This window comes from Enterobacter sp. Cy-643 (assembly GCF_011752815.1).
GTDB lineage: Bacteria > Pseudomonadota > Gammaproteobacteria > Enterobacterales > Enterobacteriaceae > Cedecea.
Window position 1 is genome coordinate 1,584,961 of record NZ_VWWV01000001.1, and the last position, 23,857, is coordinate 1,608,817.

A 23,857-nucleotide genomic window follows, 5' to 3' on the forward strand; every position below is an offset into this window, starting at 1 on the left:
GGAAACGTCATGAAAGAAGCACCGGACACGCTAAGAAGCAAAATCCTGAGCGGGGCCATTGAGCTGTTCATTGAGAAAGGTATTGAGAAAGTGACCACCCGCGAACTTACCGAGCGGGTGGGTATTTCACGGAGCCACATTTACCACTATTTCAGCGACTGGCAAACGCTTTGCGTTGAAGCCATGACGGCGTTTTTGATGGCCGATCTGCACACGTTTACCGATGAAACCAACACGCTTTCCCCGGAAGATAAGCTGCAACGGTTGATCCACACCTATCTCCCACACGCGCCGGACGCCGTCTGGCAGCTTTATGGCGCTCTCTGGCACCAGGCGGCGCACAGCAACGTATGGGCCGAACTTGCGCTGGTGATGACGCAAAAATGGGAAAAGGTGCTGGCCGATATCGTCGATGAAGGCATTACGGCCGGCGTGTTCAAAGCGGTGGATGCTGCCAGAGCCACGCGCCAGTTCAGCGCCCTGCTCAACGGCTACGCCGACAAACTGCTGGTCGCCTCAGCCCCCGCCGACAGGCAGCTGGCGCTGGACGACATCGACAGTTTTATTCGCCTGGTCCTGGGTGCCGGCTAAATCGCTATCCGGCGGCTGATTTCTACCACGCTGTCGCTCGGCAGGCGGTAATAGTGCGTCACGTGCGTGGCGTTTCTCACCATAAACGCGAAGCACTTACGCTGCCAGCCCGGCATGCCCTGCCCGTCCTCCCGGGCCACAATAGTTTCATGGCCCAGATAATAGGTCACGTCCTCCACGCGGAAGGCACACGCCATCTCTCCCAGTCTCGCCATAAGTTCAGGAATGTGTGGTCTTTCCATAAAGCCGTACTGGGCGATACCGCGCCAGTAATTCGGTGCCTGTTCCACGATCACCAGCCTTTCTCCAGCCGGGACGCGCGGCACATTCATGATTGAAATGGTGAGCGAAAGCACTTGCTCCTGAAGCGCGTGGTTGCGTGCCACATGCCACCGCATCACCGGCGGAATACCGTTGCGCGTTTTGGTCAGAAATACCGCAGAGCCCTGCACGCGCGGAACGCCCCGCTCTTTCAGCGCGGCGAAGAAGGTATTCACATCGATAACCTTTTCATTCACAGCGTTGGACGCCGCCGCCGCGCCACGGTGCCAGACCAGCATTGTCGTACAGACGATCGCCGCCAGCAGCAGCGGAATATAGCCGCCCTCCAGCACCTTGATCAGATTAGCGATCAGGAAGCTGGTATCGACAATCAAAAAGCCCCCCGCCACCAGCGCGCTGGTCAGCCGTCGCCACTGCCAGATGTGACGCATCGCCACGTACAGCAGCCCGGAGGTCATCAGCATGGTAAGAGACACCGCAATCCCGTAAGCCGCCGCCAGGTTCTCAGACGACCTGAAGAACACCGTCAGGAACAGCGTGACGCCCATCAGCAGCCAGTTGATCACGCCGATATAAATTTGCCCGTAGCTTTCCGCCGCCGTCTGGCGAATACGCAGGCGCGGCAGCCAGCCCAGCTGTATTGCCTGCCGGGTCATCGAAAATGCCCCGGTGATAATTGCCTGGCTGGCAATAATGGTGGCCAGCGTGGCAAGGATCACCAGCGGGATCAGCAGTGCCGGCGGGCAAAGTCGGAAGAAGATATTCTGGGTGATATCGGCCCCGGAAAGGATCAGCGCCGACTGCCCCGCATAGTTCAGCAGCAGGCTTGGGAAGACCACGCCGTACCATGCCATCCAGATAGGTTTTTTCCCGAAATGTCCCATGTCGGCATACAGCGCTTCCGCCCCGGTGACGCACAAAAACACGCCGCCCAGCACCATAAAACTGACAAAACCATTAGAGACGAGAAACTGCAGGCCGTACCAGGGATTGATAGCCTGCAGCACGGCCGGATGCTGCGCGATACCCCAAATCCCAAGCCCGGCGATAGAAATAAACCACAGCGTCATAATCGGCCCGAAAACTTTACCTATCTTAGCCGTGCCAAAAGGCTGCACGGCAAACAGCAGCACCAGAATCGTCACCGCAATTGGCAGCACCCAGGTTTCAGCCTCCGGCAGGATAATATTCAGCCCTTCAATGGCGGAGAGTACTGAAATCGCGGGCGTAATCGCTCCGTCACCGTAGATCAGCGCCGCGCCCAATAAAGCCGCCAGCACCACCCAGCGCGAGCCTTTGTCTCTCGCCACCAGCAGCGACATCAGCGCCATAATGCCGCCTTCACCGTGGTTGTCGATGCGCATCGCAAACATCGCATACTTCACCGAGGTGATGAGGATCAGCGTCCAGATAATCAGCGACAGCAGCCCCAGAATAACCGACGGGGTCGGATCGTTGCCGGATAACAGCAGCACCGTTTTCAGGGTATACAGCGGGCTGGTGCCGATATCGCCAAACACCACGCCGAGGGCGCTTCCTGCGAGGATAAATTTATGCGGCGTTGTCCCGGCGGCTTCCGCGCCGTCCGCCTGCGACAGGTTTGTCATGTCCAGTCCTTTCTGTGATTTTTCTGGCCGTTGCCATGACAAAGTATAGAGGTGGATAAAAAACTGAAGATAAACAGGGGTAAATAAAAAAGGCCCAGCGGTTCCCCGCCGGGCCAAAAGGTACTCCACATTAAAACCTTTTTTTAATTAAAGACCATCCCGCCGTCGATGAGCAGCGACTGGCCGGTCATATAATCGGAATCCGCGCTGGCCAGGTAAGAGACGCAGGCAGCCACATCTTCTGGTTCAGAAAGACGGCCCAGGGTGATGCGTTTCGCGAACTCGGCGGTGCCGTAGCCCAGCGGTTTACCCGCCGCTTCAGACACCTGGCGGTCGATTTCGGCCCACATCGGCGTTTTGACAATCCCCGGGCAGTAGCCGTTCACGGTGATGCCCAGCGGGGCCAGGTCACGCGCAGCGGTTTGGGTCAGGCCGCGCACGGCAAATTTGCTGGAGCTGTAAACCGCCAGCTCGGGGTTACCCACGTGCCCCGCCTGGGAACAGGCGTTAATGATTTTCCCGCCGTGGCCTTCGGCTTTAAAGGCTTTAACCGCGGCCTGAATACCCCAAATTACGCCCTTCACGTTGATGTTATAGACCTTATCGACGATTTCCGGGGTGATCTCCTCGATAGGCGTAGAAGGGGCTACACCAGCGTTGTTGACGATGACATCAAACCCGCCCAGTCCTTTGCGGGCAGCCTCAACGGCGGCGAAGACCTGATCGCGGTCGGACACGTCCGCAGTCACTTCCAGCGCGCGGCCGCCGTTGCGGTTAATTTCGTCCGCCACTGCTTTTGCGGTTTTGGCGTTGTAGTCCGCCACGGCGACGGCAAAGCCGTCTTTGGCCAGGCGCAGCGCGATAGCTTTCCCGATCCCCTGACCGGCTCCGGTAACCAATGCTACTTTTTTCATCACAATATCCTTCTGTAGTTTAAAGAATTTGGCTGAGGTGCAGCTGACTCATCAGCAAATGGTTGTCGCTGTAATCAACCGGAATGGCGACCACCGCAGGACCCTTCACATCCATGGCGGCGCGTAAAGTCGGCTCCAGCGCTTCCGCACTTTCCACCGCGAAGCCCCGTGCACCGAAAGCATCCGCGTAAGCTTTGAAGTCCACCGGCCCGAAGTTCACGCCAGATAAACGCTGATATTTTTTCTCTTCCTGAATAGCCACCATGTTGTAGGCGTTATCCACCCAAATGATGTGCAGCACGTTAGCACCCAGGCGCACCGCCGTTTCCAGCTCCATGCTGGACTGCAGGAACCCGCCGTCGCCGGACACCGAAACCACCTTGCGGTCCGGATTCACCAGCCACGCGCCAATGGCCCACGGCAGCGCTACGCCCATGGTTTGCTGCCCGTTGGAGATCATCAGCTGGCGCGCGCGGAAGCTATACAGGTACCGGGCAATCCAGATGTGGAAACTGCCCATATCGACGGTCAGGGTCACGTCGTCGTTGACGATGTCCTGCATCGCCCGGACGATGCGCAACGGATGGAGTGCAAACTGATTCAGCTGTGCGCCCCGGCGGCTCAGCAGTTCACGCTGGTGCTGCCTGTCCACCAGGATTTCTGACGCACGCGGGCTAAGGATCAGCGGTTTTTCTATGCGGGCGGTGAGCTTGTCCAGCGTGCTGGCGATATCGCCCACCAGCTCGACGTCCGGCACGTAGTTACGTTCTTCATAAGCAGGTAGAACGTCGATATGCACCAGCGTGGCATCACCGGTATTCCACATCGCTGGCTCATATTCCACCGGGCTGTAGCCGATACAGATAACCAGATCGGCAAGCTGTAACAGGCGATCGCCGGCCTGGTTATTAAACAGCCCCACGCGCCCGGCAAAACGAGAAAAGTGCTGTTGATTCACGGCACCTGCGGCCTGATAGGTGCTGGTGACCGGGATATGGCTTTTTTCCAGCAGATGGAACAGCGCCGCGCTGTTTTCCTGCTGGCTTGCCATCAGCCCAAGCAGGAATACAGGATTTTTGGCCTGCGAGATAAGTTTCGCCACATCGTTAATAGCGGCGTCAGGCGCTGCACCGGCTTTCACCGCCCCGTTGGCAGGCAGAATATTCCCGGTTGCCGGGCCGTCGCTGATGTCCTGCGGCAGGCTGACAAAGGCACTACCGGGACGACCATGCTCGGCGGCGCGGAAAGCGTTTGAAACCACCTCCGCAATGGCGTCCGAAGAAGGCACTTCTACCGAATATTTCGTCACCGGGCTAAACATCGCCACGGTGTCCATACTTTGGTGTACGAGTTTGGCTTTATCGGAACGTTTCACCGCGCCACCCAGCGCCACAACCGGGTCACCTTCGCTGTTGGCGGTTGCCATGCCGGTTATCAGGTTTGAGCAGCCAGGGCCGGAGGTCACCAGCGCTACGCCCGCTTTCCCGGTGATGCGCCCCACCGCCGCCGCCATAAAGGCCGCATTGGCTTCGTGGCGGACCGGAATAAGTTCAATCGGCGAGTCGTTCAGCGAATCAAAGACCTTATCAATCTTCGCCCCTGGGATCCCAAAGACGTGCTTCACGCCCTGAGCTTCAAGCTGGCTGACTACCATGTCAGCGCCGTGCGCCCACTGGCGCAAAGGTTTTTTATTATTCATGGCTCACATCTCCTCAGGGAACGCTAGTTTTCAACCGCGCGGATAGCCGCGTCGAGATTTTCGGGGTGCAGGTTGGCGTTAAGAAATGCACTGTCTGCCGGAAGATCGATCATCAGCTTGTGGATCTCACCGAAGGTCAGCTCGCCTTGCTCCAGCTGATAATCGAGCAGATGCCCGCCGCCCTGGCGGTCATCAGTAATAAAGTGTTCGTGATAGCCCGCCACGTTGATGCCCTGCATATGCTGTGGGGTGCGGAACCCAACCAGCACGCCTTTACGGCCGTTAAAGCGGAACACCGGCTGGTCGTCCAGCACGTCTGTCATCGCGCGATATGGCGGCTTCTGGCGCGGTACCGTGCGGGTATGTGCGTGGTGGAAATGACCGTCGATGCGCAGGGCACAAAACAGGTTATCGGAGGGAATTTTTGCGTCGATAATCTCGTGCAGTTTTTGGCGGCTGGTCAGGCTATTGATGCGCAAGCGGTACTGAGGTTTAAACCAGGTCATCACCGCAAACGGGGTTTTCTGCTGCGGGCTGGCTGCTCTCGCGCTGCCGTCCGCCCGTAATTGATACACGTTACTGTTAAAGGCAATCATCTCGCCGTCCAGCTCGTTAAAGGTCCCCAGGCCAAAGTCACCGTGCTTAAGCAGGTCGGCCATGGTGGTTTCCCCTTCATAGACGCCGCTCAGCAATGCGCTCATCAATGAAGTCTGATATATCATGTTTTCTTTATTGGCTGAGGCAAAGGTCTCGACCATCTCTAAAAGACTTTCTTCGCAGGAACATAGAGTTAGATCGCTCATGGCTTTCATTCCCTCTGGCTAAAGGTTAAGAAACTTTAATTAAATGTTGACGTGATCCAGCTCACAGTTCCAATATAAAAGCCCTTCTGGTTTGAGACGTTTTTGATATGGAACTTCGCTATCTCCGCTATTTTGTCGCCGTCGCCCAGACGCACAACTTCACCCGCGCAGCCGAACTGCTGGGTATTTCACAACCTCCCCTTAGCCAACAAATTCAGCGGCTGGAACGTGAAGTGGGTACGCCCCTGCTGCACCGCTTGACCAGAGGCGTGGAGCTGACGGATGCGGGAGAAGCGTTTTATCAGGATGCCTGCCAGATTCTGGCCCACAGCGATGCGGCGCTGGAGAAAGCCCGCGGCATTGCCCGGGGTATTAACGGCAAGCTGTCGCTCGGAATAACCAGTTCAAATGCGTTTAATCCAAAGATTTTTTCTCTGCTGCGTCAGTTTCAGGCGCACTATCCGGCCATCGAACTACGTCAGCGGGAAACCAATATGGCGGGTCTGATGCAGGAGTTGGATGATGGCTTGCTGGACGTGGCGTTTGTGCGCCTGCCCTGCGAAAGCAGCAAGCGGTTTAGCCTTAAGCTGATTGACGAAGAGCCAATGATGATTGCCCTGCACAAGGATCATCCTCTTTCAGGGGAGAAAGAACTGGCGCTCCAGGCGCTGGCCGATGTCCCGCCGGTGCTTTTCCCGGAAGAAGTGGCTCCCGGATTGTATGAACTGATGTATAACGCCTGCCTGCGGGCGGGTATCGATCTGAAAAGCGCTCGCCAGGCATCCCAAATCTCATCCTCGTTAAGCATGGTCTCGGCAGGCTTCGGCTTCGCCCTGGTTCCCCAATCGATGACCTGCATCGCCTGCCCGAACGTCACCTTCCACGCAATTCGCGGTGATCAGGTGAAAACGGACATTGCGCTGGCCTGGCGACAGTTTGAACGTTCCCCGTCGGTGAAACGCTTTATTCAGCTGTTCGCCCACTAGCCTGGCCGCAATGACATCGCTCCCTGAGTGACCTGATGCTACAATAGTCACCATTCACAAATCCGAACACAGGGAGAAAGTATGTCTGAAACTCACGTCCAGGGCGGGGAAACCAGAGGGCCTGCGGAACACAGCGTCAGGGAACAGATTATCGAGGCGGCGACCGAATTCTTCGGCCACTACGGATTTGAAAAAACAACGGTTTCCGACCTGGCCAAAGCCATCGGCTATTCCAAGGCTTATATCTACAAGTTTTTTAAATCCAAGCAGGAAATTGGCGAAGTTATCTGCGACAACCGCCTGACAAAAATGATGGAAATCGTCAGCCAGGCGGTGGATGACACCCCCGGTGCATCGGCTAAGCTACGGGCGATGTTCTGCGCCTTAATCGCCGCGGGCAGCGATCTGTTCTTCTATGACCGGAAACTGCACGACATCGCCATTGTCTCGTGCCTGGAAAACTGGCCTTCGGCCGAACGCTACAAGCTACAGCTGCGGGAAGTGCTAACCACCATTATTCATGCAGGCCGTCAGTCCGGCGAATTTGAGCGCCGCAGCCCGATGGATGATACCGTTAACGCCGTTTTTCTCGTCATGCTGCCGTATATCAGCCCGATACAGCTGCAATACAACCTCGAGCTGGCTAAACAGGCTGAACTGCTTTTGCCCGCGCTTATCATCAAAAGTTTGATGCCCTGATCGCACCTTGTGACCATTGACTAAATTGGTCACTTGAATAATTATCTGCGTTCCTGCTCCGCGTTTATAAGGGAACGTATGTTTCGTCTTAAGCCTTTTCCGGCCGCCGTGGCGCTATTGTGCTCGGCGCTCACCGCCTGCGGTGACTCATCTCAGCCAGCGGATCCGCGCACTCAGCCGCCGCTGGTTCGCGTGGTCGCGGTTCAGTCCGCCAGCGACAACGCCCGCGCTTTTACCGGCATTGTCGCCTCCCGAATTCAAAGCGACCTCGGTTTTCGCGTGCCGGGCAAAATCCTTGAGCGCCTGGTGGACAAGGGCCAGACGGTGAAAAACGGCCAGCCTCTGCTCCGGCTGGATCCGCAGGACTTAAGCCTGCAGGCTAAAGCGCAGGATCAGGCCGTGACTGCCGCCAAAGCCCGCGCTAAACAGGCCGCCGCCGATGAAGCTCGCTACAGAAGCATCGTCGGCAGTGGCGCAATTTCTGCCTCGCAGTACGATCAAATCAAAGCCCAGGCCGACAGCGCCAGAGCGGATCTGCAGGCAGCGATTGCGCAGGCCAACGTGGCTAAAAACGCCATGAATTATGCGGTGCTGACGGCAGATTCTGACGGCGTGATCGTGGACACATTGGCCGAGCCGGGCCAGGTTGTCGCCGCCGGGCAAGCAGTGATTCGCCTGGCCCGGGCGGGCCAGCGTGAAGCGGTCGTCGATTTGCCGGAAACGCTGCGCCCGGCGCTGGGCACCGTAGCTCAGGCTCATCTTTACGGTTCAGATAGCGCTCCCGTGGCCGCTACCTTACGTCAGCTTTCCAACGCCGCCGACCCTCAAACCCGCACATTTGAAGCGAAGTTTGTGCTCGCTGGCGCACTTGCCCAGGCCCCGCTCGGCAGCACCGTCACGGTCGCCATCCCGGATGCGGGCTCCCCGTCGCAAAACGTGATTGTGCCTTTGGCCTCGCTCTATGACGCAGGGAAAGAGAAAGGCACCGGCATTTGGGTGGTAAGCGGTAAACCGGCCAAAGTTAGCTGGCACCCGGTGAGCATCCGCCGCATCACCGATGAATCCGCCATTGTTGCAACCGATATTGACAGCCACGCCAGCATCGTCGCCCTCGGCGCACACCTGCTGCACGAAGGCGAAGAAGTCAGGCCGCTCGCACAGAGCACCACCGATCTGGCGGGAGCACCCTAATGAGCGATTCTCGCTTTAACCTTTCGGCCCTCGCGGTGCGTGAAAAATCAGTCACGCTGTTCCTGATCCTGCTCATCACGCTGGCCGGGATCATCGCGTTCTTTAAACTGGGCCGAGCCGAGGACCCGCCTTTTACGGTGAAACAGCTGACCGTGATCACCGCCTGGCCGGGAGCAACCGCGCAGCAAATGCAGGATCTGGTGGCCGAGCCACTTGAAAAAAGAATGCAGGAGCTGGACGACTACGACCGCACGGAAACCTATACCCGCCCGGGCCTTGCCTACAGCGTGGTCTCTCTAAAAGACAGTACGCTGCCCGCCAACGTACCGGAGGCGTTTTACCAGGCGCGGAAAAAAATCAGCGATGAGGCCAAAAATCTGCCTGATGGCGTGATTGGCCCGCTGGTGAATGACGAATTTTCGGACGTGACCTTCGCGCTCTTTGCCCTGAAAGCAAAAGGCGAGCCGCAGCGTCTGCTGGTGCGTGACGCCGAGAACCTGCGCCAGCAATTGCTGCACGTCCCCGGCGTGAAAAAAGTAAATATTATCGGTGAACAGGCTGAACGCATTTTTGTTTCGTTCTCTCATGACAGGCTTGCCACGCTTGGTGTTTCGCCGCTGGACATCTTTCAGGCGCTGAGCAACCAGAACCTGCTCACCCCTGCAGGCTCAATCGAAACCGCTGGCCCGCAGGTGTTTATCCGCGTGGATGGCGCGCTGGATCAGCTCTCAAAAATCCGCGATACCCCCATCGTGGCTCAGGGGAAAACGCTGAAACTCTCCGATGTCGCCGACGTCGAGCGCGGGTATGAAGATCCGGCCACGTTCCTCGTCAGAAACAACGGCGAGCCGGCCCTGCTGCTCGGCGTGGTCATGCGTGACGGCTGGAACGGGCTTGATCTGGGCAAAGCCCTGGATCAGGAAACCCGTAAAATCAACGACACGATGCCGCTCGGCATGAGCTTCAGTAAAGTCAGCGATCAGTCAGTGAACATCAGCTCCGCCGTGGATGAGTTTATGGTGAAGTTTTTTGTCGCCCTGCTGGTGGTAATGGTGGTCTGCTTTATCAGCATGGGCTGGCGAGTAGGCATCGTGGTTGCCGCCGCCGTGCCGCTGACGCTGGCGGTGGTGTTTATCGTCATGGCCGCCACCGATAAAAACTTCGACAGGATAACCTTAGGCTCGCTTATTCTGGCGCTGGGCCTGCTGGTGGACGACGCTATCATCGCCATTGAAATGATGGTGGTGAAAATGGAGGAAGGCTATAGCCGCGTGAAGGCCTCTGCCTATGCCTGGAGCCACACCGCCGCGCCCATGCTGGCGGGCACGCTGGTAACCGCCATCGGCTTTATGCCGAACGGCTTCGCCCACTCTACCGCCGGGGAGTACACCAGCAACATGTTCTGGATTGTGGGCATCGCGCTGATAGCATCCTGGCTGGTGGCCGTAGTGTTCACGCCCTACCTCGGCGTCAAATTGCTCCCGGATATGCACAAAGCCGCGCTGGCAGAACACGCGCTGTACACCAGCAAAAACTACAATCGCTTTCGCGCGTTACTCAAAAAAGTCATCGCCCGCAAGTGGCTGACCGCCGGTTCGGTCATCGGCCTGTTTGTACTGGCGATAGCCGGAATGGCCGTGGTAAAGAAACAATTCTTCCCGATCTCAGACCGCCCGGAAGTGCTGGTGGAAGTTCAGCTGCCTTACGGGACGTCTATCGAGCAAACGACGAAGACTACCGAACGCATTGAGAAATGGCTGAGCGCGCAGAAAGAGTCAAAAATCGTCACCTCCTACATTGGCCAGGGCGCGCCGCGTTTCTACCTGGCCATGGCGCCCGAGCTGCCCGATCCTTCGTTTGCAAAAATCGTGATCCTCACGCCCGATCCCGATGCGCGAGAAGCGTTGAAAATGCGGCTGCGGCAGGCCATCAGCAACGGCCTGGCACCGGAGGCGCAGGTGCGCGTCACCCAACTGGTCTTCGGGCCTTATACGCCCTACCCGGTGGCATTTCGCGTGATGGGGCCAGATCCGGACGTGCTCAGAACGATTTCTTCACGGGTTGAAAAAGTGATGAATCAAAGCGGTCTGATGCGCACCGTGAACATCGACTGGGGCTCTCGGGTGCCTACGCTACATTTTACCCTGAACCAGGACCGGCTTTACGCCGTGGGCTTAACCACCGCTTCCGTCTCGCAGCAATTACAGTTCCTGCTTTCCGGCGCGCCGTTGACCGAAGTGCGGGAAGATATTCGCTCTGTGCAGGTCACGGGCCGGGCGCGCGGCAGCGTCAGGGACGATCCGGCGCAGCTCGCCGCCTTAACGCTCATCGGCGCAAACGGGCAAAAAGTGCCGCTCTCGCAAATCGGTAAAGTTGAGGTTGTGATGGAAGATCCGGTGCTCCGGCGTCGCGACAGGACGCCAACCATTACCGTGCGCGGCGATGTGGCCGATGGCCTCCAGCCGCCGGATGTGTCGACGGCTATCATGAAACAAATTCAACCGATTGTGGCTGAACTCCCGGCGGGATACCGCCTTGAAGAAGCGGGCGCCATTGAGGAGTCCGGCAAGGCCACGACGGCAATGGCTCCGCTGTTCCCGATCATGATAGCCCTGACGCTGCTGGTGATTATTCTTCAGGTTCGGTCGATCTCAGCCATGCTGATGGTGTTTGCCACCAGCCCGCTGGGGCTTATCGGCGTGGTGCCGACGCTGCTGATTTTCAATCAGCCGTTCGGCATCAACGCCCTGGTGGGGCTGATTGCGCTTTCAGGCATTTTGATGCGCAACACGCTGATCCTCATCGGCCAGATTAAGCATAACGAGCAGGCGGGGCTGACGTCTTTTGATGCCGTGGTTGAAGCCACTATCCAGCGTTCCCGCCCGGTGCTGCTCACCGCCCTGGCGGCGATTCTGGCGTTTATTCCCCTGACCCATTCCGTATTCTGGGGGGCGCTGGCTTACACACTTATCGGCGGGACGTTTGGCGGCACCTTTATGACGCTGTTGTTCCTGCCCGCCATGTATGCGATTTGGTTTAAAATTCGCCCGCCAAAGGTTGATAACTGACCGATTCATCAGGCCCGGAGGACTCCTCTCCGGGCCATATTCCAAATCATGAACACCGCTCATGTTCTAATGAAATTAAATCACTTTTACTAAAACTGTGACTCAGGCATAAAAGATGCAATATTGTTAACGACATGCAATGTGAAGATTACTGACAGGTAAAACCACAGCTAACTAAAGGTTATCTGTGAGAAATCAAGCAGTAGATACAGGCAAAAAACAGAACTAAGGTGCCGGATTACCATGACTAAAGCGTTTACTTTTACTCTTAAGAGCATTGTTTTTGATGAGAATTACAACCCGTCAGGGAATACGCGCATCACAACCAATTTTGCCAACCTGGCCCGCGGCGAGAAGCGTCAGGAGAACCTGCGTAACGCGTTGATCATGATTGATAACCGCTTCAACTCCCTGGCGAACTGGGACAACCCCACTTCCGACCGCTACGGCGTTGAACTTGAAATTATTTCCGTTGAGCTGGATGTCGAAGGCAACGGCAAGACCTTCCCGGCGATTGAGATTTTAAAAACTCACGTGCTGGATAAGAAAACCGGCCAGCGCATCGAAGGCATTGTCGGGAACAACTTCTCTTCCTACGTTCGCGACTATGATTTCAGCGTCCTGCTGCCAGCGTACAACCAGGATCGCGCAGAATTCACCATCCCGGAAGATTACGGCGTGCTGCACGGGAACTTGTTCAGACACTTCGTTGGCTCAGACACCTACAAAGAAAATTTCAATAAAGCGCCGGTGATTTGCCTGAGCGTTTCCAGCAAAAACGTTTACCGCCAGACCGGGAACCGCCACCCGGTGCTGGGCATTGAATATGAACAGGATTCATCTTCCCTGACCGATCTCTACTTCAACAAAATGGGGCTGAAGGCTCGTTATTTCATGCCGCCCAACAGCGTGGCGCCGTTTGCCTTCTACCACACGGGCGACCTGGTGAATGACTACTCGAACCTCGAGCTTATCAGCACCATCAGCACCATGGAGACGTTCCAGAAGATCTACCGCCCTGAGATTTACAACGCGAATTCTCCGGCCGGGCTGTGCTTCCAGCCAAGCCTGAACCACCAGGATCATTCATTTACTCAAATTGTTTACGATCGTGAAGAACGCAGCCGGTTGGCCATCGAACAAGGGAAGTTTACTGAAGAGCACTTCATCAAACCGTACCAAACAATTTTAGAGCAGTGGTCTGCTAACTACCCTCTTTGAGACACCAAATACAAGGTTATTCGACATGAAAAGATTATTGCCTACGTCCACTGCCGGCAGCCTGCCAAAACCGTCCTGGCTGGCTCAGCCTGAAACGCTGTGGTCGCCGTGGAAGCTGCAGGATCAGGAACTTATTGAGGGTAAACAGGACGCCCTGCGCCTGGCGCTGCACGAACAACAGCTGGCCGATATCGACATCGTCAGCGACGGCGAGCAGACTCGCCAGCACTTCGTGACCACTTTTATCGAACACCTGGACGGCGTGGATTTCGAGAAACGCGAAACCGTGCGCATTCGTAACCGCTACGATGCCAGCGTCCCGACCGTGGTCGGCGCCGTGGCTCGTCAAAAACCGGTGTTTGTGGAAGATGCGAAGTTCCTACGCAAACAGACCGATCGGCCAATCAAATGGGCGCTGCCTGGCCCGATGACCATGATCGACACGCTGTATGACAACCACTACAAAAGCCGCGAAAAACTGGCCTGGGAATTCGCCAAGATCCTGAACCAGGAAGCGAAAGAGCTGGAAGCCGCCGGCGTGGACATCATTCAGTTCGATGAGCCAGCCTTCAACGTCTTCTTCGACGAAGTGAACGAATGGGGCATCGCCACGCTGGAGCGCGCCATCGAAGGGCTGAAGTGCGAAACCGCGGTGCACATCTGCTACGGTTACGGCATCAAAGCCAACACCGACTGGAAAAAAACGCTGGGTTCCGAGTGGCGCCAGTACGAAGAGGCGTTTCCAAAGCTGCAAACCTCAAACATCGACATCATTTCGCTGGAGTGCCACAACTCCCACGTGCCGATGGATCTGCTCGAGCTGATTCGCGGCAAGAAAGTGATGGTGGGCGCCATCGACGTGGCCAACCACGCCATTGAAACCCCGGAAGAAGTGGCCAACACCCTGCGCAAAGCGCTGCAGTTCGTTGATGCCGAAAATCTCTACCCTTCTACCAACTGCGGTATGGCTCCGCTGCCGCGCCATGTGGCCAGAGGCAAACTGCACGCCCTGAGTGCCGGGGCAGAGATCGTGCGCAGAGAGATTCTGGGTAAATAACCTAAAGTCTTTGCAACCCGCCTGGCGATTGAGAGATCGCCAGGTTTTTTATTCCGTACGATAGCGTCTACTCTCATAGCTTAAAACGAGCAACCTGCCGGGCTTTGCATTCGTACGTCTGTCCATTTATAAATGACTCACAAACCCGCGGTTTCTTACATCAGGATCTTATGATGAGCATCATTTACGTTGTTGTTCTCACTTATATAAAACCGTTAGAAGAAGTTGACGCTCAAATTCCTGCTCATGTTGAGTGGCTGAAGAAAGGTTACGCAGAGGGAGTATTTCTTGCGTCAGGCAGGCGAATTCCCCGTAATGGCGGCGTGATTCTTGCAAAATGTGACAGCATTGAGTCTCTGGAAGCCCGCCTTAGCCAGGATCCATTCCAGAAACTCAACATTGCTACAGCTGAAATTCTGCCCTTTGAAGCCACAATGAAAACGCAGTTACTGGACGTTGTTTTTTAACTTAAGTCCGAATCAGCATTCCAGCGATGCCAAACATAATTGCGCATAACGTTTGATAACTACCAATATTGTCAGGTTGTGGTCATTGATTTTTTACCCGCGTCAGCAGTAGCATCCTGGTATTCGACATTCGAGAAGTTATAAGATGCTCAAGAAAAGAGACTTTATCCGAGCCTGGTACTCAGGTGCTACGATATTTACGTGTTTTACTCTGGGAAACGAGATTGGCAATCGTTTCTTTTATGGTTCGAAGATCCCCTGGTTGATCAGCATCATTATCGCTTTCGTTATCTGCGGTTCGGCACGCTCCTATTTTTCGTCGAAAAACTAAGTTCAAATCAGGGCAAGTTAAATATGTCTCGTGATTTCGGTGTTTATTTACACACGCACAACCTACCGACGCCAGAAGAGTGGAAAGAAGAGATATTACAGCAAGGGTTTCCCTGTGAGCTTGACAGCGATATCGCCTTACTAACGTTCAGTGGATTCCTGCGCTGTTCAGTTAACGGCGTAATTTCTGGCTTCGAATATTACGCCAGCGACCTGGATAACGAGGTGCTCAATGAACTTAACTTATCCAGATCCCTGAACTTCGATATCACATTTTGCGCCAGGGCACCTGCCTCTGGAGCCGTTGCTACACTCGCAGCTGCAAGCTGCCTGACAAAATTATCCGAGGGTTATCTCGTCGATTTCTGTTCTGGAAAAACAGTGCCCTCAGACGAGGTTATCGAATGGGCTAAATCTCAACCAGAAATGCAGGTAACATTTTCATAGGCTATTGATGGCGTAGTGATAGATGATATTGATGGCGATATCATTTCTGCTCGGGGAGAATGGGATCCTCCTGGTGGATGGGTAGACTTCAAACTTTCATTGAACACTGGTGTATTAATAAAAAACTTAAACACCCAGCCTGGAGTGAGGGAGAACCGACATGTTGAACATCGCACAATGAAAACTATCGAAACGCTGAGAGCTGAGCTTCTGGCTATTGGCGAGCAACTCGGGGGCGGCGTCAGGCCAAACCATTACTTTATTATTCCTGATAAGCCTGACTATTTCGCGACACCCTACCTGGAGATTCATGACCAGGAATATCATTTTGTGGTGAACGAGCGAGGTATGGAGATCACACGAAAGGTAACGCCAAGTGATGAGGAAATTCTTTATTGGTTTACTAGTTGCGGCGTCAATGCGTTAGCTTCAAGTTACGCTGCTACACACGCCTCGCCTGATGAAGAGTTCAGGACGGCGTATTTTAGAAAGCGATTTTACTTGATGCTTTCAATAAAAACAGCGTGGGCAACCAGAGAGAAAAATGAAATCAAATCTCATCTTCACGTATAACCTCTGGAATAGTCATTATTCACCTTAATGGTATTACTCTATAGGCTGCTTCCGGCCAGGGGCCGACAAGCCTTCCGAGGCCAAGCTCTTGTGCAACGTATATCCGCAGCACCTGATTGAGAGATCGCCAGTTTTTTGCATCACCCTGTTCTTCACTTAGCCCTTTCACGTCGCACAGATAGCATTACTTTTCCAATGACGGGCACCTCAGATTTTAAGTGCCGCCACGATTATAGCTTCCATTTTCTCCGGGGTAGTGAACGGAGCAAAACGCTTCAGCGGTTTTCCGTCCCGGCCAATCAGGAACTTTGTGAAGTTCCACTTGATCCGCCCGCCCAGCACGCCAGGCAATTCTTTCTTCAGATAACGAAACACGGGATGCGCTGCGGTGCCGTTGACCTCGACCTTTGCGAACATCGGGAAGCTGACACCGTAATTAATATGGCAGGTCTGCGAGATTTCGTCGGCGTCACCGGGTTCCTGTTTACCAAACTGGTTGCAGGGGAAACCAAGCACCACCAGCCCCTGCGCGGCGTACTTCTTATAGAGCGCCTCAAGGCCTGCGTACTGTGGCGTGAAGCCGCACTGGCTGGCCGTATTGACCACCAGCACCAGCTTACCGGCGTAATCGGACAAAGCGACCTGCTGGCCAGTCAGGCTGGTGGCCGTCAGCTGATGAAAAGGCTGCATGTTGGGTTCCTTAGCACTCGCTTACTCGATGCTTTCAATAAAAACAGCGTGGGCAACCAGAGAGAAAAATGAAATCAAATATCATCTTCACCTATACCCCCCCCCGGTTACCACATTATTCACAGAGAGGAGTGCAAATTAGCCAGCACTCCAGTGACATCTAACTTTATCTATTTTGCACGCCATCGATTATCAAAAGGATAAATTTATCACCTGTGATCTATCCCCTTCGAAATATCTAATGACATTATCAAACGCCACTTTGAAATATAAATCGTAACTGGCCTGTTCTACATAGCCAAGATGAGGAGTACACAATACATTCGGCATACTTAAATAAGGGTGAGTTGTGTTATAAACAGGTTCATCCTCGTAAACATCCAGCGCAGCATAGCCAGGGCGCCCCTGTTTTAGCGCTTCGTAAAGTGCCCCTTCCGCAACCAGCTCCGCACGACTGGTATTAACGAACAAGGCGTCGGCTTTCATCGCAGACAGGTCGGCAAAGGTAATATTACCTTCTGTTTGCGCCACTAAACGCTGGTGCACGGTGACAATATCGGATGTAGCAAAAAACTGTTCACGATTTTCCGGCACCAGAAATCCGGCAGACCGCGCCTCCTCCTTAGCCCGTTCACTTCCCCAAACCTGAACCTGCATATCAAATGCCTGCGCATAACTTGCAAGGCGTTTACCTATCTTGCCGAACCCAAGAATACCGATGACTTGCTGACTAACCGCAGATCCTATTTCCGTTTGCCATCGCCCTTCTCTCATCGCATTCACTGAGGAGACCAGTTTACGCCTCGAGGCCATAATCAATAACCAGGCTAATTCTGCCGGAGCCACCGGAGAACCCACCCCTTCAACCAGCGCAACACCTGCCCGTGTACAGGCTTCAATATCAACATTTCTTGCTAATTTACCCGTTTGGCTGATCAGCTTTAGATTCGGAGTCCGGCGTAAAAATGCCTCATCGACCACGGTTCTTTCACGAATAAGGATTAATGCCTGAGCATTCAAAAGCGCCTCGTCTGCCTGAGCGGCTTTCGTTAAATCCCCCAGTGACGTGCAGCGGAACTTATCATGGCTGCGGAGAAAAGTGAGTGCCTGAGTGGCAAGCTGATAATCATCTGGAATTAAAACCTGAATAGTCATTATTCACCTTAATGGTATTACGCTATAGGCTGCGTCACTATATTAGCGGAATGTCCCTGTTTGCGTATTTATTTCGCCCAGTAGCCAGCGCTCAAAATCGCTTAATGCAGATTCGTTTATTCCCGTTTCCACCGGTTTAACTAAACAGAATTTTTTACTCAACGAGTCTGATTCCGGCCAGGGAGCGACCAGCCTTCCGCTATCGAGTTCTTGTGCAACGTACATACGTGGTACCAGGGCAACGCCTTGCCCAGCCAGGGCGGCAGCAATGGCCATTTCATGAAGATCGTACCGGACCCCCTGCGCCAGATTATCAAGGCTTATGCCCGTTGCACGGGCATAGTGATGCCAGGCATCCGGGTTCAGTCGTCGGTGAATTCTTGGTAAATCCTTCAACTGCCCCTTTCCCTCATGATCTGTTAACAAACCCGGGTGGCATACGGGAACCAGTTTTTCCTCAAAGAGAAATTGCACGCGCATCCCGGCCCACGCGGCATGTTCAAAATGCACTACGGCATCAAAACCGCTGCCGCTCAAAACAAAAGGATCGGTTCTGGCGGCAATATTTAACGTGATATCCGGATGCAAAGCGGCAAAACGGCTCAGCCGGGGGATAAGCCACCGGCTCGAAAATGTCGGCGGGGCGGCAATATCCAGACTCCTGCTGTCCCTGGGCATCCCCATGATGTACTGAGTGTCTCTTTCCATTCGCTTAAGCGTTTCGCGAACATGAGAGGCATAACGCGTCCCGACAGGGTTGAGTTTCACTCGGCTCCCTGTCCGGTCAAATAGTCGACAATCCAGTAACGATTCAAGGCGTGCAATCTGGCGACTAATGGCCCCTTCCGTCAGCGAAAGCTCCTCGGCGGCCCGGGCAAAGTTACCGTGCCGGGCCGCCGCTTCAAAAGCTTGCAGAGATGTACTGCTGGGAATTTTTCTACGCATACGCCTCCAGACAGACAATGAACAATCAGTGACTAAATATCACTGATCAATGAAATATTGTCGATTCATTTGCCGAAGCATAGCCAGTAGCATGACAAAAAATCATTAAGCTGATTTACGCCTGCGGAAATTTGTCGATGTCATGTTTCTGGAAGTGAGCAAGCGTCGAATGATTTTGCTCCACCGCCGTCAGGCATAAAAACCGGGTCTCTCTCCTGAACTCCCCCTGAGGTCTTTATGAATTATTCATCTTTTCCGTCCTGCCAGATTGGCGATTTTCTGGTTACCGCCTTAAGTGATGGCTCTATGCCCGCTAGTCTGGATTTACTCTCTGGCATCGACATCGCAGAAGCAGAAGCCATCCAGCAGAGCGCAGGCCTGGCTGAGCCCGGTAATATTCACATTAACGCTTACCTGATTCGCGGGCAGGGTCTAACCCTGCTGGTGGATACAGGTACGGGGGGACGGAATAACGTTGGTGGGCAATTGAGAGCAAATCTTGCCGCCCTGGGCGTCGGGCCTGATGACGTGGACATGGTTTTATTGAGTCACTGTCATCCTGACCATATTGGCGGCCTGCTGGATGCTGAAGGAAACCCTGTATATAAACAGGCGGAACTTTATTTGCACCCTCTGGAAGCAGAATATTGGTGGGATGATGAAAAACAAACAGGCGCCAACGAACGGGGCAAGCTTAACTTCAGGCTGGCACGTCAAACATTAGAGGCCTATGCCCAGAACCTACATTTTTTTAGCCAGCGTGAAATCACAGCGGGTGTCCTCCCGGTTTGGTTACCGGGTCACACGCCGGGCCACACCGGCTTTCGCATTGATGCGGATGATAAAAGCTTACTCATATGGGGAGACATCGTTCATTATCCCCACATTCAATCTGCGCTGCCTGGCGCCTCTATTCTCTTTGACGTTGATCCGGTGCAAGCCGAACAAACGCGGAAAAAAGTGCTGAAACAAGCCGCAAGGGAAAAACTGCTGATTGCAGGCATGCATCTGGACCGGGCAGGCTTTGCTACCCTTGGCATGGTTGATGATGGAGATGCTATTTCCTATACCCTGGCGCCAATCGCCTGAGCCTATTCCCCCCAGGGCCTCGCCGCTAACCGCGCCTTAAGCAGCTCGATAAACTTTTGCGCCCGGGGGCTTCGTTCTGCCTGCGGAGTACCGCTCAGCGCCACGATATCCGCATCCGGCAGCGTGTATTCCGGCAACAGTCTCACCAGCTCGCCGCTGTGAATTTGCGGCAGTACATCCCATTCGGAGCGCATGATGATCCCCCTGCCCGCCAGCGCCCATTCTTTGACTACTCGCCCTTCGTTGCTGGACAACCTGGGCGAGATCCGCTGCGGGCAGTCCCCTTGTGGGCCGGAAAAACGCCACAGCGTGGCGTCTTCGCTGTTTTCCCGCAGCGCAATGCAGTCGTGCTCCACCAGCTGTTCCGGCGAAAGCGGCGTCCCTCTCCGGTTCAGATATGCCGGGGAAGCGCAGATAAAGCGTTGGTTGGGCGCAAGCTTAATGCAGTGCATGCTGGAGTCGCGTAGCTCACCGATGAAAATCACCAGATCCCATTTGTGCAGCGTGGCCCAGTGCGGGTCGTCGGAAAGCGTCAACTCCACTTCAAGGCTTTCATGCCGCGCGGCGTATTCCCCCAGCAGCGGCGCAATATAGTCGTTACCGAATCCCAGCGGGGCCAGCACGCGCAGCTTGCCTCTGACCTGCTGCCGCCTGTCGTCCAGGGCAGACTGCAGGCCAGCCAGCTCAGTGAGTATTTTTTCTGCCCGGCTCAGCAGCAGCGAGCCTTCATCGGTGAGTGAAACCTGCCGCGAGGGGCGCAGAATAAGGTCGACGCCAAGCTTTTGTTCCAGCCCGCGCAGCCGCTGCGTAACGGAGGGCGGCGTGACGTTCATCGCCCTTGCGGCGGCGGCCAGCGTGCCGTGGCTGGCGATAGTACGGAAGAAAGCCAGATCGTCGCTGTTTATCATTAAGTTTAGGCCTAATCATTAATTGATTTTATATTAATTTATACCTAACCAGCCGGATGACAAGATGCAGCCTCACCCCACAGGAGACCCGCTATGTCCGCCGACTGGATAACTACCCTTGAAACCCCTTTTTTGCTGATCGAGAAACACAAATACCTGCGCAATATTAAGCGGCTTTACTCCCGGATTCAGGCTTTAGGCGGCGAGGTCCGGCCGCACCTGAAAACGCTGCGCTCCATTGAGGCCGCCCGCTACCTGCTGAAGCAAAGCGATTCCCCGGCCACGGTTTCCACGCTCGCCGAGGCGGAAGCGTTTGCCGCCCCGGGATACACCAACCTGCTTTACGCCGTCGGCATCGCGCCCCATAAACTTCCCCGCGTGGCGGCGCTGATGGCTAAAGGTGTGAACCTGCACATTCTGCTCGACAGCGAACCGCAGGCTAGCGCCGTGGCCGAATACAGCCGGGCGTACGGCCTCAAGTTTTCGGTATTTATTGAGGTGGATTGCGACGGCCACCGGGGCGGATTGCCGCCGCACAGTGACGCTCTTTTGACCCTGGCCCGCATCATTGAGGCAAGCGGCTCGACGCTGACCGGGCTGCTGGCTCACGCCGGGGAATCCTATAGCTGCCGCACGGACGAAGCTATTCTCGCGGCCGCCAGAGCCGAATGTGCCGCGATTAAAACCGCCGGAAACCGCCTGCGTGCGCAGGGCTATGCCTGTCCCGTATTAAGCGTAGGCGCCACGCCGACAGCCCATTTTGCGGACGATCTCACCGGCATAAATGAAGTCAGAGCCGGGGTGTTTACCACCTTCGACCTGGTGATGAAAAACGTCGGCGTCTGCCGCCTGGAGGATATTGCGCTTAGCGTTGTCGCCACGATTATTGGCCATAACAGAGAGAAAGGCTGGATATTTATTGATGCCGGATGGATGGCGCTTTCCCGCGACAGAGGCACGGCGGCGCAAAGTCAGGACTACGCTTACGGCCAGGTCTGCAGCCTGAACGGCGATCCTTACGAAAACCTGCTGGTCACCACCACCAACCAGGAACACGGCATCATTGCCCTGCCGGACAGTTCAGCCTATGCCGTCGATGATTTCCCCGTCGGCAGCCGGGTGCGCATTCTGCCCAACCACGCCTGCGCCACCGCCGCTATGCACCAGCGGTATCAGGTTCTGAGCGAAGATAGTCTGGGGCAAGAGGTCTGGTCGCGGATCGTGGGCTGGTAACCTGCCTCTACTTCGCCTGTTCCGTTAAAAGGTACAGCTCCAGCAGCGCCTGCGCTTCGTTGAGCACCGCTTTACGCTCTGCGTCATTCTGCAGATTGGCCGCCGCCGCACCTTTGAGCATTTGCAGAATGACGACGGTCATCAGCCCAGCACGGTCGGCGGATAAACTGGGGAGCACAACCTGCAGCGCGGTGGAGAACCCGCCGCGCATGGCGTCCCTGAACTGGAGCCGGGCCGCTTCATGCTCGCCACGCTCTTCCACCAGCCTCAGGGCAAAGGTTCGCTGTGACTGCAGCGAAAGCACAAAGCGAGTGAACAGATCCGCCGCGGTGGGAATGTCGACCCCGGCAACGCTGGCTTCCAGCACTTCCAGCCGGTCGATCACTTCGCGGGTGTACTCCAGCAGCAGCGCGTCGGCCAGCGACTCTTTGTTCGGAAAAAACCGGTACAGCGAGCCAATGGCCGTGCCGGAGCTGGCGGCGATTTCGGTCATGGTCACGGCGTCAAAGCCCTTCTCGCCGAAGAGTCGTGTGGCCGCTTCGGTTATCGCCGCCACGCGAAGATGGCCACGCAGGCGTTTAGGCTGGTTTGCCGCTAAGGGCGCTGGTTTCGTCATAAAATATTTCGCATCAATCCGCTAACATTTATTCGCATAACGCCCATTGAGATATGCGAGGGCATCCTCTAGAATCTGATTTATGCGAGGACAACCTCGCATAACTTAACTCTCCCAGAGTGTAAGCCACGACTCCGGCGTGAGCCAGCTTAAACCGAATATTCTTCCGCGCTGCGGGCGGCTATACAACGATGAAGAAACAAGATCCTGCCACACCTAACGGTTATCGCCTGCTGTCACCGCAGCGTATGCAGTGGAGCACGCTGATTATTGCCACCGCGCTTTTCGGCGGGCTGCTTACCTGGCTGAATATTCCTGCCGCCCTGCTGCTCGGGCCGATGGCCGCCGGGATTGTCGTCTCCCTGAACGGCGCAAAAATTCAGCCCAACGGTACGCTGTTTCTCATTGCGCAGGGCATCATCGGCTGCATGATTGCCAGCAAAATGCCCCGCAGCCTCGCCGATACCTTCGGCGCTCACTGGCTGCTGTTTATTGTCTGCGTCTTTTCAGTGATTTTTATCTGTATGCTGCTCGGCTGGATAATGACCCGCATGCGTATCCTGCCCGGCACCACCGCACTCTGGGGATTAAGCCCCGGCGCCGCCACGGCCATGACGCTGATGGCCGAAGCCAACGGCGCCGACACGCAGCTTGTCGCCGCCATGCAATATCTGCGGGTGATTATGGTAGCAAGCGTCGCTTCCGTGCTGATGAAAGTCTCAGGTGAGCACGTCCCTGCCACATCTGCGACGATCGATCTTTTTGCACACGGCTCTTACGTTGCGATGGCTGAAACTTTCGGGCTTATTGCCTTCGGCTGTATTGCGGCCAAACTGCTGCGTTTGCCTGCCGGAGCGCTGTTGATTACGCTGGTGGCCGGCGTGGTGCTCTCGCAGAATAACTGGATAGAGATCGCGCTGCCGCAGTGGGTACTGGTGCTGGCATACACCATCGTCGGCTGGCGCATTGGGCTGAAATTTACGCGTCCGCTGTTAAAACATGCCGCCCAGGTACTGCCGCGCATCGCGGTCAGCATTGTGATTTTGATTGCCCTTTGCGGCCTGATGGCGGCGGGATTGGTGGTCGTGGCCGATATCGACCCGCTCACCGCTTATTTAGCCATGAGCCCCGGCGGCGCGGATTCCGTGGCGATTATCGCCGCCTCCAGCAAGCACATCGACATCGCCTTCGTGATGTCGATGCAGATGACCCGGTTCCTCATTCTGGTCGCTTTCGGGCCGATCATTGGTAATATCATGCAGCGACAGGCGAGGAGATGAATCGTT

Annotated in this window: 22 protein-coding genes; 13 read left to right on the forward strand and 9 right to left on the reverse strand. The window is 55.3% G+C overall.

Going from position 1 to position 23,857, the window contains the following annotated elements:
* The first annotated feature begins 9 nt into the window (after positions 1 to 9).
* On the forward strand, positions 10 to 591 hold the full coding sequence (locus F3J29_RS07305) for a TetR/AcrR family transcriptional regulator (RefSeq protein WP_166864404.1): 582 nt from the start codon (positions 10 to 12) through the stop codon (positions 589 to 591).
* Here F3J29_RS07305 and F3J29_RS07310 read toward each other — a convergent pair.
* The 4 genes from F3J29_RS07310 to budA all read right to left on the reverse strand — a co-directional run bounded on the left by F3J29_RS07310 (position 588) and on the right by budA (position 5,896).
* Entirely contained in the window at positions 588 to 2,480 is a 1,893-nt protein-coding gene (locus tag F3J29_RS07310; RefSeq protein WP_166864407.1) for a potassium transporter Kup, read from the reverse strand. The genes F3J29_RS07305 and F3J29_RS07310 overlap by 4 nt on opposite strands.
* Before the next feature lie 143 nt (positions 2,481 to 2,623).
* Entirely contained in the window at positions 2,624 to 3,394 is a 771-nt protein-coding gene (locus tag F3J29_RS07315) for a (S)-acetoin forming diacetyl reductase (RefSeq protein WP_166864410.1), read from the reverse strand.
* A 19-nt stretch (positions 3,395 to 3,413) separates the two neighbouring features.
* Positions 3,414 to 5,093, reverse strand: coding sequence for an acetolactate synthase AlsS (gene alsS, locus F3J29_RS07320; RefSeq protein ID WP_166864413.1), 1,680 nt, complete (start codon positions 5,091 to 5,093; stop codon positions 3,414 to 3,416).
* Between the two features lie 23 nt (positions 5,094 to 5,116).
* Complete coding sequence (budA, locus tag F3J29_RS07325; RefSeq protein ID WP_166864416.1) at positions 5,117 to 5,896, reverse strand: acetolactate decarboxylase; 780 nt, start codon at positions 5,894 to 5,896, stop codon at positions 5,117 to 5,119.
* A 107-nt stretch (positions 5,897 to 6,003) separates the two neighbouring features.
* Between budA and F3J29_RS07330 the strand changes: the two genes are divergently transcribed.
* From F3J29_RS07330 to F3J29_RS07370, 9 genes are all read left to right on the forward strand, one after another.
* Positions 6,004 to 6,882 carry a LysR family transcriptional regulator gene (locus F3J29_RS07330; protein WP_166864420.1) on the forward strand — a complete coding sequence of 293 codons (879 nt, stop codon included), beginning with the start codon at positions 6,004 to 6,006 and terminating at the stop codon, positions 6,880 to 6,882.
* An 81-nt stretch (positions 6,883 to 6,963) separates the two neighbouring features.
* Positions 6,964 to 7,581, forward strand: a complete 618-nt coding sequence (locus tag F3J29_RS07335) for a TetR/AcrR family transcriptional regulator (protein WP_166864424.1) — start codon at positions 6,964 to 6,966, stop codon at positions 7,579 to 7,581.
* A 78-nt stretch (positions 7,582 to 7,659) separates the two neighbouring features.
* Positions 7,660 to 8,772: an efflux RND transporter periplasmic adaptor subunit gene (locus F3J29_RS07340; RefSeq protein ID WP_166864426.1), complete on the forward strand. Its 1,113-nt coding sequence runs from the start codon at positions 7,660 to 7,662 to the stop codon at positions 8,770 to 8,772.
* Complete coding sequence (locus F3J29_RS07345; protein ID WP_166864431.1) at positions 8,772 to 11,840, forward strand: efflux RND transporter permease subunit; 3,069 nt, start codon at positions 8,772 to 8,774, stop codon at positions 11,838 to 11,840. The genes F3J29_RS07340 and F3J29_RS07345 overlap by 1 nt, the downstream gene beginning before the upstream one ends.
* A 243-nt stretch (positions 11,841 to 12,083) precedes the next feature.
* Positions 12,084 to 13,061, forward strand: coding sequence for a DUF1852 domain-containing protein (locus tag F3J29_RS07350; protein WP_008459291.1), 978 nt, complete (start codon positions 12,084 to 12,086; stop codon positions 13,059 to 13,061).
* 25 nt (positions 13,062 to 13,086) lie between these two features.
* On the forward strand, positions 13,087 to 14,118 hold the full coding sequence (locus F3J29_RS07355) for a methionine synthase (RefSeq protein ID WP_008459294.1): 1,032 nt from the start codon (positions 13,087 to 13,089) through the stop codon (positions 14,116 to 14,118).
* Between the two features lie 173 nt (positions 14,119 to 14,291).
* Complete coding sequence (locus tag F3J29_RS07360; RefSeq protein WP_166865036.1) at positions 14,292 to 14,585, forward strand: YciI family protein; 294 nt, start codon at positions 14,292 to 14,294, stop codon at positions 14,583 to 14,585.
* A 354-nt stretch (positions 14,586 to 14,939) separates the two neighbouring features.
* Positions 14,940 to 15,362, forward strand: coding sequence for a hypothetical protein (locus F3J29_RS07365; protein WP_166864433.1), 423 nt, complete (start codon positions 14,940 to 14,942; stop codon positions 15,360 to 15,362).
* A gap of 15 nt (positions 15,363 to 15,377) precedes the next feature.
* Entirely contained in the window at positions 15,378 to 15,935 is a 558-nt protein-coding gene (locus F3J29_RS07370; protein WP_353620537.1) for an Imm63 family immunity protein, read from the forward strand.
* Between the two features lie 207 nt (positions 15,936 to 16,142).
* On the opposite strand, the gene F3J29_RS07375 is transcribed toward F3J29_RS07370, so the two are convergent.
* From F3J29_RS07375 to F3J29_RS07385, 3 genes are all read right to left on the reverse strand, one after another.
* Positions 16,143 to 16,625, reverse strand: coding sequence for a glutathione peroxidase (locus F3J29_RS07375; protein ID WP_166864436.1), 483 nt, complete (start codon positions 16,623 to 16,625; stop codon positions 16,143 to 16,145).
* Positions 16,626 to 16,817: 192 nt separating this feature from the next.
* On the reverse strand, positions 16,818 to 17,780 hold the full coding sequence (locus F3J29_RS07380) for a D-2-hydroxyacid dehydrogenase family protein (protein ID WP_166864438.1): 963 nt from the start codon (positions 17,778 to 17,780) through the stop codon (positions 16,818 to 16,820).
* A gap of 42 nt (positions 17,781 to 17,822) precedes the next feature.
* Positions 17,823 to 18,725 (reverse strand): LysR substrate-binding domain-containing protein, encoded by a 903-nt coding sequence (locus tag F3J29_RS07385; protein ID WP_166864441.1) that lies wholly within the window; start codon positions 18,723 to 18,725, stop codon positions 17,823 to 17,825.
* Between the two features lie 237 nt (positions 18,726 to 18,962).
* Here F3J29_RS07385 and F3J29_RS07390 point away from each other — a divergent pair, with 237 nt between their 5' ends.
* Positions 18,963 to 19,814: an MBL fold metallo-hydrolase gene (locus tag F3J29_RS07390; protein WP_166864444.1), complete on the forward strand. Its 852-nt coding sequence runs from the start codon at positions 18,963 to 18,965 to the stop codon at positions 19,812 to 19,814.
* Between the two features lie 2 nt (positions 19,815 to 19,816).
* Here the strand turns inward: F3J29_RS07390 and F3J29_RS07395 are convergent, their stop codons facing one another.
* Complete coding sequence (locus F3J29_RS07395; RefSeq protein ID WP_166864447.1) at positions 19,817 to 20,722, reverse strand: LysR family transcriptional regulator; 906 nt, start codon at positions 20,720 to 20,722, stop codon at positions 19,817 to 19,819.
* 93 nt (positions 20,723 to 20,815) lie between these two features.
* On the opposite strand from F3J29_RS07395, the gene F3J29_RS07400 reads away from it, so the two are divergent.
* On the forward strand, positions 20,816 to 21,955 hold the full coding sequence (locus F3J29_RS07400; protein ID WP_166864449.1) for a DSD1 family PLP-dependent enzyme: 1,140 nt from the start codon (positions 20,816 to 20,818) through the stop codon (positions 21,953 to 21,955).
* A gap of 7 nt (positions 21,956 to 21,962) precedes the next feature.
* On the opposite strand, the gene F3J29_RS07405 is transcribed toward F3J29_RS07400, so the two are convergent.
* A complete protein-coding gene (locus F3J29_RS07405) occupies positions 21,963 to 22,571 on the reverse strand; it encodes a TetR/AcrR family transcriptional regulator (RefSeq protein ID WP_166864452.1) in 609 nt (202 codons plus the stop codon).
* Between the two features lie 191 nt (positions 22,572 to 22,762).
* Here F3J29_RS07405 and F3J29_RS07410 point away from each other — a divergent pair, with 191 nt between their 5' ends.
* Positions 22,763 to 23,851, forward strand: coding sequence for an AbrB family transcriptional regulator (locus tag F3J29_RS07410; protein WP_166864454.1), 1,089 nt, complete (start codon positions 22,763 to 22,765; stop codon positions 23,849 to 23,851).
* Positions 23,852 to 23,857 lie beyond the last annotated feature (6 nt).